Origin of the sequence: Bremerella alba (assembly GCF_013618625.1) — a bacterium.
GTDB lineage: Bacteria > Planctomycetota > Planctomycetia > Pirellulales > Pirellulaceae > Bremerella > Bremerella alba.
On record NZ_JABRWO010000001.1, the window covers coordinates 762,908 to 777,881 of the forward strand.

Below are 14,974 nucleotides of genomic sequence, written 5' to 3' on the forward strand. Positions count from 1 at the left end.
GCGATTGCTTCTCAGGATAACAACCCAGTGGTGGCAATGCGAGTTATCCGAACGTGGCGCTATGATTTGGCGCGCGTTGTGCACCTAGGACACTCGCTTTGCCGATTTGTCCCCGCAGCCAGGAGTTTTTCATGATTTCACGTCTTAACGTCGTGATGGTAGCCGTGTGCCTTGGTGGTTGGATGACCAGCTTTGTCGCCGCTCAGTCAGCTAACCAATCGCAATCTGGAACTCAGCAGATTCCGCAAGACTTTTCCGCTGTTGATACCAGCCATTTGATGCAATCGCCAGACCCGGTTCCCTTGGAGAAAGAACGCATTTTTCCAAATTTGAAATTTCAGCGGCCCGTCGAGGTGACTTCTCCGGAAGACGGCACGAACCGGCTGTTTGTCGTGGAACAAGAGGGAACGATCCGCGTTTTCGAGTACCGTGACGATGTCGAAAACGCAGAACTTTTCCTCGATCTTCACGATGTCACCTTGCGTAAGGGAAACGAAGAGGGGCTGCTGGGTTTGGCATTTCACCCAAAGTTCCAAGAGAACGGGCAGTTCTTTGTTTACTATTCCACCCAACCACGAACGAGTGTGGTCTCGCGGTTCACGGTTTCAAAAGACAACCCAAACCAAGCAGATCGACAGTCGGAAGAGATTGTCTTCAAGCTAGATCAGCCATTTAGCAATCACAACGGGGGCAGCATTCGTTTTGGTCCTGATGGCTATTTGTATGTCGGCCTCGGCGATGGCGGCGACGCGCACGATCCCTTTGCAAATGGGCAAAACCTGGAAACACTACTCGGATCGATTCTACGCATCGATGTCGATCGCAAAGATAAAGGACGCGGTTACGCAATTCCCCAAGACAACCCTTTTGTCGAACGTGAGGATGCTCGCGGCGAGATCTGGGCGTACGGCTTACGCAACCCCTGGCGGATTTCGTTCGATCGCGAAAACGGCGACTTATGGACAGGAGACGTCGGACAGAACCGTTTCGAGGAAGTTAATCGGATCGTCAAGGGTGGCAACTACGGTTGGAACAAGCGAGAAGGAATGCACAGCTTTGAACCGCAGTCGCCTGCCAAAGAAACGGAACTGATCGATCCGCTTGCCGAGTACTTTCGGAATGAAGGAATCTCGGTAACCGGCGGTGTCGTTTACCGTGGACCAACTTTAAAAGAGTACGACGGTGCCTATTTTTATGCCGACTACGTTTCTGGCAATGTTTGGGACTTGCGTGCCGATGGAAATACAACCACCAGCAACCGCCGAGTCGCGGAAACAGGCCTGCAGATTTCCGCGTTCGGAGAAGATCAAAATGGAGAGATGCTGCTGTGCTCTTTCGATGGCCATTTGTATCGTCTGACAAAGCGGGACATCGATTTCAAGGCGGCCAAAAAGAACTTTCCACAAAAGCTGTCAGAGACCGGCTTGTTTGACTCGGTCGCGAAGAACATTCCTGCCCAAGGAGTTATTCCTTACGAACTGAACATGCCGTTCTGGTCGGACTACACCGTGAAAGACCGTTACGTTGCCTTGCCGAAAGACAAATCGGTTGTCTATCACGAGCGCGACCAATGGGAGTTTCCGGTGGGAACGGTTTTCGTAAAAACGTTCTGGATGCATCAAGATCGAGCTCAGCTCGAAGACCCGCGTCGGTTGGAAACACGATTACTTGTGCACTCACCCGACGGCTGGCAGGGTTATACCTACGTCTACCACGATGACCAAAGCGAGGCCACACTGCTGGAAGGATCGGCTTTGAAGCCCCTGCCTATCAAGACGGCAGAAGGAAGCTTCGAGCAGCGTTACTACTTCCCTTCGCGGAGCGACTGCATGGCGTGTCATACAAAGGAAGCTGGCTTCGTATTGGGGCTCAACTCGCGGCAGATGAACCACCCGCTCGACTACCACGGCCAGCGTGAAAATCAATTGGCGATGCTTAACCGACTGAATGTTTTCACACAACCACTATCGAACAATGCAGAAGAAATCGAGCGATTCCCCGAGTGGCAGTTCGGCAATCTAGACCGCAGCAATGATCCGCAACATGTCGAAAGTGCACTCGAAACACCCCAAGGAGAAACGACGGCGTTGGCTCGTGCCTGGCTCGATGTCAACTGCGCCGTGTGCCATCGCCCTGATGGGATCGCACCTGGCAAGCGTCACCTGCAATTCCACGCCGATCTGGCCAAAATGAACCTGCTAAACCAGCAGCCGCTGCAAGGCCAGATGACCCCGCCGGGCGGAACCGTTGTTAAACCGGGTCAGCCTTACTTGAGCGAACTGCTGATTCGTGCTGCTCACCGAGGAGTCCGCCAGATGCCACCGCTGGCAAGCAATGTGGCCGACCCACGGGGAATCGAAGTCTTGCGGAAATGGATCGAACAGATGGAGCAGCCAACGGAGTAAGCAGCATCGAGACCGACGTGCCACCGACGGGTTACTTCGCGAACTCTTCCTCGTGCAGTTTCGTCAGCCGCTTGACTACGTCGGGATGCTGACCGGCGAGGTTGGTCTTTTCGCCTGGGTCTTCGGTAATGTTGGCCAGGAAGAGTTTGAATGAGGCATTTTGTGCATCTTCGTGGGTATCGCGGGTATTGGCGATCAGCTTCCAATCGCCCGCCCGGACTGCCCAGGCGGCCTTGGGGCCATTGCCAACTTGCCAGTGCAGCGGATGGTTGAAGTGGGGTGATTGGGCCTGAGGATCTTGGAGCATCCGTACCATCGAGCGGCCATCGAGATGGGTCTCCGGCAGCTTGACGCCGGTTAGCTCGGCCAGAGTTGGCATCCAGTCGCAGGCATGCACCATTTGATCGCGGACTTCCCCCTTAGGCAACTGACCAGGCCAGCTGATGATACCTGGCAGGCGAATGCCCCCTTCAAACATGCTGAACTTAGCACCCCGGTATGGCCCGCTTCTGCCGCCGCCGAAGTGAGCGCGTTCTTCGGTCGAGTACCCGTTGTCGGACTGGTAGATGATGATCGTCTTCTTCCGCAGGTCGAGCTTATCGAGTTTGGCCAATACCTGACCGACGCGTTCGTCCTGCGAGGCGATAAATGCCGCGTACAGATTCCGCGGGTACTCTACCTCTTTGAAATGCTCCAACCACTTCGCTTCGCCTTGATAAGGGTAGTGCGGGGTGTTCATTGCGTAGTAGATGAAGAACGGCTTGTCTTGGTTCTTTTCGATGAACGTACATGCCTCGTCGGCCATTAGCTGCGGGAAGTAGGTACCGTCGTGATAAACCTCTTCCCCGTTGCGCCACAGGTCGTGACGGTTGGGTCCGTTCCAGTAGAAGAAGTGCGAGTAGTTGTCGATGCAGCCACCCATGTGCCCGATCGAGGTATCGAAGCCTTGGGCCAGCGGCATCGTCTCGGGCGTATAGCCGATATGCCATTTGCCGATGTGGGCGGTCGTGTAGCCGGCAGCTTTAAACATCTCGGCGAGGGTGATCTCTTCATTAGGAAGCGCACCGCCGCCTCCCTTTTTCGACGAGCAGTTGTTGGGCACCCCAGCTCGCAACGGCCAACGCCCCGTAAGGGCCCCGGCCCGCGATGGCGAACAAACGGGCGCCGCCGAGTAAAACTGAGTCAAGCGAACCCCATGCACGGCCAGCGAGTCCATATGAGGCGTGTGCAGGTCCTTCGATCCGTAACACCCGGCGTCGACCGAACCTTGGTCGTCGGCAAGAATGTAGAGGACGTTCGGCTTCTCGTTCGCAAACGCGGAAGAACAATTCGCCAGCAGCAGACAAGCCGTGAACAGCGAGTAGACTCGATTCATGGAACGTGGAACCTAGGGGGAAACGGAAGGACGTTGGTAGCCTTTTAGTATCCTCGACGGGAAAAGGCCGGTCAAATCGCATTCCTTGTTTCGCCAATTCAACGAAGATTAGAATAGGGGCAACTCAACAGCCACCGCACGAGGACCCACGGCTATGTTCGACCCGGAAGCCAAAGCTGTCACCGCCCAGTCCTTGGAGCAGATCGAAGCAGAGGGTTCAGACCTGTCTCAGCCGATCGAGATCGACTTCTTCGTCGCCGTGCCGAGCCAGGAAGCAGGCGAACAGGTTGCCGACGAGGCTCGCAAGATTGGGTTTGAAACCAATGTCGAACAAGACGAAGAATCAGGCGAGTGGACTTGCTACTGCACCAAGACCATTTTAGCGACCGTCGACACCGTGTTTGATATCGAAGAAAGCCTGGACGATCTGGCCGATCCGTTCGGAGGCTATAGCGATGGCTTCGGCACGTTTGGAAATCAGGAAGGCTGATTAGGCGACGCGGCGAGTTCTATGGATTCCGCTGCTTCTGAATCATCTTCTGAACCGTCTCGGGAAAGAGATTCAAGATGTCGTCCACATCGCGCGGCAAGCGTCGCTGGTAGTCGAGCGTTTCGGCCTTGTAGGTGTACCGAGCGCCTTGTTTTACCGGCACTTGCAGCTGCTGCCGTTTGACAGGCGTCTCGAAGTCGGCCTGATCGAAGTGATACATCGTCACGTGGCAGACATCGTCGGGCAGCAAACCAAAATTGAGAATCAGCCTGGGCATCGGAAAGCGGCACTTCTCGTTGGGCTGCTGCAAATACAAAAACAACGTGCAGCCGACTACCTGATTATTCTTTTTATCGACCGAGGCGATGGCCAGGACCGCGTCTTGCTTGGGATCGACCAGCAGCCAGTTTTCGTACCGCTGGAACTCGACCACATGAAACGTTTGCCCCGCTGCTTGCCGCAGCACATAAGGACGTTCGAGCGAACGCTTGTTGCGTGCTAGGACTTCATCGGGGACAAAGTTGCCTGGTCGCTGTGGCTGAGGTGCACTATGAATGATCGTCTGAGAGTCGCCACTTTGGTGGAGGGAAACCTCTGAGACCGGCGAGCGGGCATAGATGTGCTCGGTTGTGTCGTATGAGGTGCGATCGACGAACGTTTCCTGAGTGTAATCGTAAATGGTGGTCGTCCATGCGGGCCCTTGGATCAACTCGATCTTCACACCTGGCGGTGAGGGCGGAATCTCGTGCTTGACGACCGAAAAGCCCAGTTGATCGAGGAAGTTCCACTTTAGGATTGCCTGGCGGTCGTAAGCAAAGGCCTCTAATTGATCGCGCATCTGCACGACATCGGCCACCGTTTGCAGCTGGACTCCGTCGAGATCGGCGATGATGGCCCGTTGAAGTTCAAGATGCCCTTGCCTGGGGACCGTCAAACGGTCGCGCAGTTTAGGCTCTTCAGCTAACACAAGCTCGGTGGAAGCGAGCGCGAGCAGAACCAGCAACAATAATCTTCGACCGAACATAGGCCGTTCTCCGGGTGACAGTCAGGACATTCAATAGCGTAATTCAAATCGCTGCTTGAATCACGCCCATCCCCCCGGAAGCGAATAGAGAGAACTCAGAGCTTGTAGATCGGGTGCTCGCCATGCTCTTTGCGCATGATGGCCTTCATCTTTTTGACCAACTCGGGGTGCTGCGAGGCAACGTCTTGCTGTTCACCAATATCCGCATAAAGGTTGTACAGTTCCAACTTGCCATCCCAGCCACCCTTGCGGTAGGCCTTCCATTTGCCCATGCGGACCGACTGCTGTTTGGCCCCTTCATAAAACTCGAAGTAGATGTACTCTCGTGACGACTGCTTGGCTGACTCTCCGGCTAAGGTCGGCAGAATTGAGATCCCATCCATTTCCTTAGTTATCGGCTGGCCACCGGCATTGGCCAGGGTAGGCATCAGGTCGATTTGCGTTGTGATCACGTCCGACGTGCTGCCGGCCTCGATCGTGCCGGGCCACGCGGCAAACATAGGTGCACGGATGCCCCCTTCGTACAACGACCGCTTCATCATGCGAAACGGGCCGTTGCCATCGAACGTATCGGTTCGCTTGTAGTAGCTGTCTTCATCGCCGTTGTCTGAGGTCCAAATGACGATTGTGTTCTCGGTCAAACCCAGTTCTTCAAGTGCCTGTCGAATGCGTCCGACGTTTCGATCGTGTCGCGTTAGCAGCGCGCAGTAGACCTGCTCGTGAGGCGTGAGGCCTTCGACATGGTCGTAACCTTCGAGAGAAGGAACACGCATGCCGCCAGGAGGGCCTCCGTGCGGAACCGTTGAAGCGAGGTAGGCGAAGAACGGCTTATCCTGGTTCGTCTTGATGAATTCGATGAGCTTATCGGTGTAGAGATCTTCGATGAAGGTCCCCTGCCCTTCGCCGACCACACCATTGCCGTTGTCTCGGAGCGAGGTCCCTTTCAGAACTTCCGGCGTGTTGGCCGACAGGTCGATCTGCTTGCCGTTTTCCCAAATCTTGGCGGCGTAATAGTCGCGACAATCGATGTGCCCCAGAAAGCCAAGCCAGTAGTCCCAGCCACACTCGGTGATCTCTTCAGGCGTGCTCGTTCCACCAGCGCTCAACTTGCCAAAGCCGGCCGTCGTATAACCGGCGTCACGAGCGACCTGACCAAGCTGAGGATACTTGGGGGGCCACAAATCGGCCGGCATCTTCATGCGGTTGGCTCGCCAAATCGCATTGCCGGGGTGCTTGCCGGTCAGCAGAGAACAACGCGATGGCCCACACACGGCGTTGCCACAATAGGCATTGGTGAAGGTCATGCCGTCGGCGGCCAGCTGGTCGAGATGGGGAGTCTTGATGATTCGCTCGCTGGCAGGGTCCATCTTCAATGCCGGAACCTTGCCGATGCCCCAGTCGTCGGTATTGATGTAAATGATGTTCGGCGGCTGAGAAGGCGCTTCTGCCTGCACGAAAGCTGGTTGAGCCAACACAAAGACACACGTAACAAGCAGCAGCAATACTTTAATCAGCGAACTCATAAGGAAACCCGGTCTGCGCGAAAGTATAGATATCGAACCGAACCTTATCTTAAACGGTTCGACCTAGCGCCAATACGGTATTTCTGGGAAATCTGCGGGGATCAACCGTATTTCAGGCAAGAAGAATCCTCGACTTAGCGACCTGTTCGGCTCAACGACACTGGTCGAGCCGAACATCGGATCTATCGACGTACGCGCCCCCAAAGCAATGGGACGACGTAAGCCGCAGTTTCAAGATTGCCGCTTAGACGCCGTCATAGCTTTCGACGGCCTTGGTGATTTCTGCAAGTTCGCCGTCGCTCAGTTCAATACTGCCGGACTTAGCGTTGTCGACTGCTTGTTGCGGCGTACGGGCACCACACAGCACGTGCGAACATCCGCGTTGGGCCAAGGTCCAGGCCATGGTGAGCTGCGCAAGGGTGGCGTCGTGCTTTTCGGCGATCGACCGCATGGGCTCGAGCATCGCTTGCACCTTACGCACGTTTTCAGCCTCGAAGCGAGGCTTGAAGTTGCGCTGGTCCCCTTCGTCGTACTTGCGCTCGGGAGTAACCTTGCCGGTCAGCAGGCCCTGGCTCAAAGGGCTGTAGGCCAGGAACGCGAGCTCCTGCTTGGCGCAGTAATCGAGATTGGTCTTTTCCAGATCGCGGTCGATCATCGAGTACTTTTCCTGATCGGTATCCAACTGACCGAACTGGCGATACGCGTTCATTTCTTCCTGGGTCGCGTTGCAAACACCGATCGCGCGGATTTTGCCTTCCTTCTTAAGTTCCATCAGCGTTTCCATCCGCTCGGCGATTGGCGTGTCGTCCATTTGCCAGTGCGTTTGGTAAAGGTCGATCACGTCGGTTTGCAGAAGTTTCAGGCTCCGTTCGACTTCTTCGCGGATTCCATCCTTCCCGCTGTAGATATAAACGTCGAAGCTCTCTTCGGTCTTTTCACCGCTCCAGTCGACATTGTGCTTCGTGGTGCTGAACCGCTTGGTGGCCCGCTTCTTCTGGGCGTCGCTCAAGTCCCATCGCATGCTGCACTTGGTGGCGACGAGCACCTTTTCGCGGCGATCGGCGATTGCCTTACCGACGATTTCTTCGCTGACGCCGAAGCCATACATCGGGGCGGTATCAATCAGATTGCCGCCCGCATCAAGGTAGGCGTGAATCGCCGCGATCGATTCTTTCTCGTCGGCTCCACCCCAAGTCCAGCCACCGATTGCCCAGGCTCCAAAAGCGACAACGGATGCGTCGATACCTGATTTTCCGAGAGGACGTGTCTTCATGATGCTCTTTCTGTTTCGGGGATGGGTGGCTGGGTGGAACGTAAGCGTGAATGCCAGGAAGCATTACACTCGCAGAACGATCTTACCGAATTGTTCGCCTTGTTCCATCCGGGCCAACGCTTCGTTACCTTGGGCCAAGCTGAAGACCTGGTCGATCACTGGGCGAATCTCGTGTTTGTCGATCAGGTTTAACATGCCGCGGAAGTCGGCTGGGGAACCCATGGTCGAGCCGATCAGCTTCAATTGATTCCAGAAGACTTTGAACATATCAATTGTTTCAGGTGGTCCCGTCGTTGCGCCGTAGTTCACGATACGTCCACCGGGTGCGGCCACCGAGATCAGGTTGGCATATCCTTTGCCGGCGGCGCTGTCGATAATCAAATTCGGTCGACCAAACTCTTCAGCCGCTTTTTTGTGCCAGCCTTCTTCGCGGTAGTTGAAACCAGCGACCGCGCCCAGTTCTTTGGCCTTGGCTATTTTCTCGGCACTCGATGACGTGACAGCCACTTCTGCCCCGATCGCGACGGCAAACTGCAGCGCGAACGTGGCTACTCCACCGCCGATGCCGCTGACCAGGACCTTTTCGCCTGGGCGTAGTTGCCCCTGAGACATGGTTGCCCGGAACGCCGTGACGCCAGCCAGCGGTATCGCGGCGGCTTCTTCCCAGCTGAGGTGCTTGGGCTTGGCCCGAAGGGTATCGACCGGAACGTGCATGTGGCTGGTGAACGTTCCGTTGTGGGGCATCCCGGCAATGGTGAACTCGGCCGATTGGGCCGCTTCGTTAGGCCCCCAATCCCAGCCAGGATTGACGATCACTTCCTGATTGAGCCAGCTTTTGTCGTCGTCGCTACCAACGTGCGTGACGATACCGGCCCCGTCCGATCCAAGGACCTTAGGCAACTCGATCCCGGGGTACATTCCCTGCGTGATCCAGTAGTCGCGATGATTCAGAGACGCCGCTTTAATCTCGACTTTAGCGTAGCCTGGTTTCAACTCGCCTAAATCATAATCAGACATCTCGAGCGGGGACTTAAGCTCTTTAATCATTAATCCAGGCATGGGTGTCCTCTTCGGTTCAATGGTCAGCGGTATGGGTAGGTCAAACTTTGACTGCATCCTTAACGCTCGGATGCTTGAGGGCAAGTTTGGTTACCGAGTGAGCGGAATTGAACGGGTGTCGCCCTGCAATTCCCGACGGAAGTCTTTTTCCATTCTCGACGAATATGGCCTCGACTTCCAGATGACCGGTGTCTCGTAAGAATTTCGATCACGATACCAACCAAGTGGTACTGGTCACTTGGGCTGTGCGTTAACGCTACGGCTAACCGAAGCTTTCAATCGCCATTAGACATTCGCCCCCAGCCGCTTGCTCAAACGATGCAGCGTTGGGCTGGCGTCGTCATCTGGCAGGTGGACGTGGATGATGCTCATTGCCTCGCGATCGTCCCAGGCCTGGTGCAGCGCTTCGTGGAACTCTTTTTCGGTACTCACTTCGTAGCCTGTGCCGCCGCAGAGGACTTCCGGCAGCTTACTGTAAGACCAAGGGTGAATGTCGTTGTACTTCCACTCGCCGGGGTGTAGCCAGCGTTCGGTCCCGTAGCCGTGATTGTCCAGCACGATAATCACCGGGTCGTAACCGAGCCGGACGATGGTTGAAAGTTCCATGCCGGTCATCTGGAAAGCACCATCCCCAATCACCGCCACGATGCGAGCCTTGCGATTGGCTGTCTGGGCGCCGAGCGTTGCCGGCACGGCGAATCCCATCGACGTGTAATAAGCAGGGGACAAGAATTCGCTGCGTCCCTGGGTGACCAATTCTGTCGCGGCGAATAGAGAGTCGCCGATATCTGCGATCACGATCGTTTCGTCATCCAGCAGCGGATTGATCATTTGCATCATCCGCTGCGTCGTGATCGGTTGTTCGGTTACTTCACCCACCGGAGGCATCTGCATGCGAATCCCTTCCGGCAACGAGCGTTTGGCACAGGGGATGTTTCGCTGGGCCAGCTGCCGCACAAAGTCTGGCAGCGTGATGCCGTGGTAGTGATGATGCTTCAGGCGAAGTTGCTCGCTGGTAGCGTAAATGCACTTCGAAGGGTCGAGGTTCGCCGTGAAGACGCCCATGTTGATATCGGTCATGAACGTCCCTAGAAGCAGCACCAGGTCGCTCTCTTCAACGAACCGGGTAACCTCTTCCCGGCCGATCGCCCCTTCATAAAGACCAACATAGAGGGGATGCGTTTCCCGAATGACACTCTTGCCAAGCACGGTGGCAGCGACCGGAATTTGGGTATGTTCGGCCAGTGCGACCAGTTCGTCCTGCAAATGAAACCGGTGCAGCTCGACGCCGGCCAAGATAACTGGCTTCTCCGCGCTTTGGATCAACTGCGCCGCTTCGCCGACCGCTTCGGTCAACGCTTGCGGGTCGCTGGTGTTTTCCTGCGAAGGGAAGACGTGACTGATGTGCGGGATGACGTTCACCATGTCGCGCGGCAGTTCGATATAGCCAGGCCGCTTGAACCGCACGATGGCATCCAACACACGATCGATCTCGCGGAAGGCGCTAACGGGATCGGAAAGTTCTGCGCCGGCGATGCATAATTTTTCAAAGACATCTTTCTGCGTGTTGAAGTCACGCACCATGTGATGCAAAAGGGGATTGTTGGTCCGTTCTCGCAGGCCCGGCGAACCAGTGAGGATGACCACCGGAGACTTCTCGGCGTACGCCCCGGCAATGCTGTTACAAATGCTGAGCCCTCCGACGCAGTAAGTGACGCAGACCGCCCCTAACCCTTTCACGCGAGCATAGGAATCGGCCGCGAATCCCGCGCAGTCTTCTCGCGTGCAGCCCACCACGTTGATGGGGCTCTTTTCGAGCATGCCGTAGAAGGAAAGGATGTAATCGCCGGGGATGCCAAAGATGTCTTCCAGGCCATGCTCTTGCAGGCGTCGAATAAGGTACTGGCCGATCGAAACCCCGCTCACGGTCTGCGAGACAGGCACACTGGGGGAAGGGGCGGAACGATTCATCCTGGTCGACTCCCAATCAAAGAAAACAAGTGCGAAATGCCAGCTACCTACATTCTAGAAATTCGGAGGCACCGAGGCAGCAAATTCTTGGCCGTGATAGCAAGTGGTAAGTTTACCCCCCACGGTGAACCCTTGCTTTGCCAATACAAGGACTTCACCAGTTAGGTGTTATATCGGGGGCTCAAAACATCCACGACCTTTTATGGATGGAGTGTCACAATTGCTCTTAGATAGGCTGTTTAGGCGTCACCTAAATTACAATTGTTCTAATTTATCTCCCTCTTTTCTTTCGAGATCGACTGCTGGCGCATCGTTTGCACCTTACTACTCATGAGAAACTCGGTGAGCAAAGCCGCTCGCGCAAGATTCTCTATTCTGACATTCGAGGAGCATATCATGAGCGAACAGCAAGAACTTGACCGGGGATATCCCCAAACCGACCCCCAGTCCAAGTCTCCCCCACAGGGCGTCTCCTGGCTGGCCATCGTTATGGTTGGCTTAGGACTGATCGCCGGGCTCATTGTTTTAGGGCCGGCGTTGCAGATGTTCCAGGCAAACTGATTTAATGGGCATAGATGTTGATGTTTAGCCCATTCATTGGTTGTCACACCCTATGCCCGATCCACACTCTGATACCGATCCAACGCTCGCAGAAGTCAACGACCAGCGTGATCGATCACGAACACCTCTGATTGTCGGAGGTGTTCTCTTTTTGGCCCTGCTTGCCGGTTGCGTTCTTGTTGGCCCGATGGTTTCGGCCATGCTACAAGCACGCGAAAATGCCCGGCGCACGACCTGTATGAATAATCTGCGCGCGATTGGTGTTCAGATCGAAGACTATTACGTTGTCCACGAAGCGTTTCCGCCTGGGTGGGAAGTGCCAGCGGACGAACAACCGACGCTACCGACCTGGGGATGGACATCCAAGCTGATCAGTCTGACCGGCGTCACTTACCCCACACCGGAAGATTTGCAGCAACCACTGGCGGAGGTTCTGATCGCCGATGATCAACGCATGGAGTTCGTGCAATCGTACTTTCCAGAATACTTGTGCCCCTCGGACGACGGACTTGCTTACGATGGTGAAAACCACCCTGACCGGCGCTGGATCCACGATGGGAACCCGGTGCCTTTCGGGCTGAGCATGTATGTGGGCAACGCGGGACATCTGCACGATGCCGTCGGCGACCAACCGAACACAGGCATCTTCTTTGGCAACTCGACCGTGACCCTCGCCGATGTGTCGGATGGCGTCAGTCACACGATCATGACCGGCGAGCGTGACTTAACTAATTGCCGCGCCGGCAGTTGGCCTGGCGTGCCTGACCCGATGAAGCATGATGGTGGCCCGTCGATCTGGAATGTTGTCGCAGGGGCCAAGCCGAAGATCAACGCACCACCTTGGGACGGCGATACGCTATGCGGCGAGGGCTTTTCCAGCTTGCACCCCGGCGGAGCGAATGTGATGCTGGTCGATGGCTCGGTGAAATTTCTGGCAACCGATACCGACTCGCAGTGGCAGGCAGAGGCCACCAGCGGCGAGATCGGTGTGCTTCAGCAGATGATGATTCGCAACGATGGCGAAAAAAGCAGTCCTTAGTGGGTCTGCGTAATCATTTTCAACCACTCGATGGCCATTGGAATACCGGGGTCGAGCATCGGCTCGAAGTGCCCGCCTTTGGGGACCCGTACGACGGTGACATCGCTTCCCAATTCGCGAAGCTTCTTGCCGAAGGTATCGGCCGGCCCGGTAATGTCGGGTCGATCGTCACCGGCGATGAACAGAAAAGTTGGCTGGCTTAAACGATGAATGTGCGTGATCGGCGAGATCTCGTTAACATAGACGCCGGCCTCTGGCACGATCTTGGAATTCTGCACATAGGTGATGCCATCGATCCCCAAAGACGCGCGGATGTCGACCGCCGGCATAAAGGCGATGGCCCCTTTTACTTGCGGTTCCATTTCAGCGACATATAAGGCCATCGTTCCGGCAGAACTGTGCCCGGCGGTGTAAAATTGCCGGGGATCGACAAACGAGACTTTCTCTCTCGCGTAGGCCATTGCCGTTTGTGCGTTGAGAAGCCCTGACTTGGCTTGGCGGAATTTCTCGGCGGCCATCTTCAATTGGACATCGGACGAAGTCTCAGCGTCTGCATTGCCGCTAAGCTCGTAGGCAACGACCGCAAAGCCGGCTTTCACCCACGGCAAATGCTCGGCAGCATCTCCCTCGGCAAGCCCCAAGCCATGGATCATCATCGTCCCGGCTGGGGCAATAAAGATGCACGGCACCTTCGACTGCGGCAATGGATCAGGCTGGTAGATCCACAGCGTCATCGATTGACCGTCAGGAAGTTTCGTCTGCACAACCGCCTTACGGACACCATCTGCCTGACTCTGAAACGCGGCGTCAGGAGCCTGCTTGGCAATGTTGCCTAAGTAATTCAAGGGGGCGAACAGTTTGTCGGCGAACTCGGTTTCGACGAGCGTATCGGTCACCGGTTGGTTATTGGAACAACCCAAGCCGGAACCTACGGCGACCGAAAATCCAACAAGCACTAGTAGCGAGCGATACAACATTGGGGAAAACCTGCTAATCCAATTGGGGGAACGCACCTATTGTAACTCGGGGGAGAGCGAGAATGAAACAGCAGCTGCTACCTCTCGGGCGACTGGTTGTCAGGCTTAACGAAACGGCTACCCTTGGGGTTTTCGCCCATCTGAAGTTTCCCATGGCACGTACGAAGTTGAAATCTCGCTCAGAACCAGAGAATTCTTCGCCGGTCCGCGGGTCGCTGGCAGCTTTTCAATCGCATGTATTTGCCTGGTTCGCGACCCATCAACGGGATTTACCGTGGCGAAAATCGCAAGATCCTTATCGCGTCTGGATCAGCGAAATCATGCTTCAGCAGACCCAAGTAGCGACCGTCAAAGAGTACTTTCGTCGATTTACAGCCGAGTTTCCCCAAGTTAGCGATCTGGCCGCAGCCAACGAGCAAAAAGTCTTACGACTATGGGAAGGGCTTGGCTACTATCGACGGGCTCGCCAATTGCATGCCGCTGCGAAAGAGATTGTCGAGCGTTTTCACGGGAAGTTTCCCCAAACGGTCGACGAGATCCAAAGCCTGCCAGGGGTCGGTAGGTACACGGCCGGCGCGATCGCATCGATCGCATATGGGCACAAAGTACCGATTCTCGAGGCGAACACGCAGCGGCTGTTCGCCAGGCTGACCGGGTGGGATCAGGTTCTTACGACGTCGGCTAGTCAAAAAAGACTTTGGCAATTCGCGGAAGATATTCTCCCCGATCAAGACGTTGGTATCTTCAATCAGGCCTTGATGGAGATTGGCAGTCTTGTCTGTACGCCGAAAAATCAGAGTTGTTCGCAGTGCCCACTGGCGGCACATTGCGAGGCCTATCAGCAAGACCGGCAAGACGAGATCCCGCAACCGAAGAAGAAGATCGAGTTCATTCCCATCACAGAGATTGCCCTGGTAGTGCGTCGCAAGAATGAAGTCCTGGTTCGACAATGTGGCCAGGACGAACGTTGGGCAGGGCTATGGGATTTTCCCCGGTTCGCCGTTGCCGACGTAAATGAACTAAGTGCCGCCGAAGCCCAACTGAAGGAAGCCTCCGGGATTCAGGCCTCGCTGGGGCCGCATCTGACGACGATCAAGCATGGCGTGACCAAATATCGAATCACTTTGCTTTGCCACGAGATGAGCCACGAAAAAGGTCGTCTGCGGCCAGCCCCCGGTCCCGATGGTCAGCCTCGCGTGTGGCAGTGGCGCGAGGCTTCGCACCTGGCCGATCTGCCGTTATCGACAACCGGTCGCAAGCTGGCCAAGCTGGTGTGA

At 55.7% G+C, this 14,974-nt stretch carries 12 protein-coding genes; 5 read left to right on the forward strand and 7 right to left on the reverse strand.

All coding sequences use genetic code 11. The annotated features are described in order from the left end of the window. Nucleotides 1-131: 131 nt before the first annotated feature. Nucleotides 132-2,405 carry a PQQ-dependent sugar dehydrogenase gene (locus HOV93_RS03025; RefSeq protein ID WP_207394949.1) on the forward strand — a complete coding sequence of 758 codons (2,274 nt, stop codon included), beginning with the start codon at nucleotides 132-134 and terminating at the stop codon, nucleotides 2,403-2,405. Nucleotides 2,406-2,436: 31 nt separating this feature from the next. Here HOV93_RS03025 and HOV93_RS03030 read toward each other — a convergent pair whose 3' ends face one another. Further along, entirely contained in the window at nucleotides 2,437-3,780 is a 1,344-nt protein-coding gene (locus HOV93_RS03030) for a sulfatase-like hydrolase/transferase (protein WP_207394950.1), read from the reverse strand. Between the two features lie 154 nt (nucleotides 3,781-3,934). Here HOV93_RS03030 and HOV93_RS03035 point away from each other — a divergent pair, with 154 nt between their 5' ends. Continuing rightward, entirely contained in the window at nucleotides 3,935-4,270 is a 336-nt protein-coding gene (locus HOV93_RS03035; protein WP_207394951.1) for a ribonuclease E inhibitor RraB, read from the forward strand. Between the two features lie 19 nt (nucleotides 4,271-4,289). Here HOV93_RS03035 and HOV93_RS03040 read toward each other — a convergent pair whose 3' ends face one another. From HOV93_RS03040 to HOV93_RS03060, 5 genes are all read right to left on the reverse strand, one after another. Continuing rightward, complete coding sequence (locus HOV93_RS03040) at nucleotides 4,290-5,294, reverse strand: hypothetical protein (protein WP_207394952.1); 1,005 nt, start codon at nucleotides 5,292-5,294, stop codon at nucleotides 4,290-4,292. Between the two features lie 95 nt (nucleotides 5,295-5,389). Further along, entirely contained in the window at nucleotides 5,390-6,817 is a 1,428-nt protein-coding gene (locus tag HOV93_RS03045) for an arylsulfatase (protein WP_207394953.1), read from the reverse strand. 244 nt (nucleotides 6,818-7,061) lie between these two features. Continuing rightward, complete coding sequence (locus tag HOV93_RS03050; RefSeq protein WP_207394954.1) at nucleotides 7,062-8,090, reverse strand: aldo/keto reductase; 1,029 nt, start codon at nucleotides 8,088-8,090, stop codon at nucleotides 7,062-7,064. Nucleotides 8,091-8,153: 63 nt separating this feature from the next. Then, complete coding sequence (locus HOV93_RS03055; RefSeq protein WP_207394955.1) at nucleotides 8,154-9,149, reverse strand: zinc-binding dehydrogenase; 996 nt, start codon at nucleotides 9,147-9,149, stop codon at nucleotides 8,154-8,156. A 285-nt stretch (nucleotides 9,150-9,434) separates the two neighbouring features. Then, entirely contained in the window at nucleotides 9,435-11,120 is a 1,686-nt protein-coding gene (locus tag HOV93_RS03060) for an alpha-keto acid decarboxylase family protein (protein WP_207394956.1), read from the reverse strand. A gap of 396 nt (nucleotides 11,121-11,516) precedes the next feature. Between HOV93_RS03060 and HOV93_RS03065 the strand changes: the two genes are divergently transcribed. Together HOV93_RS03065 and HOV93_RS03070 are read left to right on the forward strand one after the other, a co-directional pair. Further along, nucleotides 11,517-11,681 carry a hypothetical protein gene (locus HOV93_RS03065; protein ID WP_207394957.1) on the forward strand — a complete coding sequence of 55 codons (165 nt, stop codon included), beginning with the start codon at nucleotides 11,517-11,519 and terminating at the stop codon, nucleotides 11,679-11,681. 52 nt (nucleotides 11,682-11,733) lie between these two features. Continuing rightward, nucleotides 11,734-12,720 (forward strand): DUF1559 family PulG-like putative transporter, encoded by a 987-nt coding sequence (locus HOV93_RS03070; protein WP_207394958.1) that lies wholly within the window; start codon nucleotides 11,734-11,736, stop codon nucleotides 12,718-12,720. Here the strand turns inward: HOV93_RS03070 and HOV93_RS03075 are convergent. After that, nucleotides 12,717-13,697, reverse strand: a complete 981-nt coding sequence (locus HOV93_RS03075; protein ID WP_207394959.1) for an alpha/beta hydrolase family protein — start codon at nucleotides 13,695-13,697, stop codon at nucleotides 12,717-12,719. The genes HOV93_RS03070 and HOV93_RS03075 overlap by 4 nt on opposite strands. Nucleotides 13,698-13,849: 152 nt before the next feature. Here HOV93_RS03075 and mutY point away from each other — a divergent pair, with 152 nt between their 5' ends. After that, entirely contained in the window at nucleotides 13,850-14,974 is a 1,125-nt protein-coding gene (gene mutY, locus HOV93_RS03080; protein WP_207394960.1) for an A/G-specific adenine glycosylase, read from the forward strand.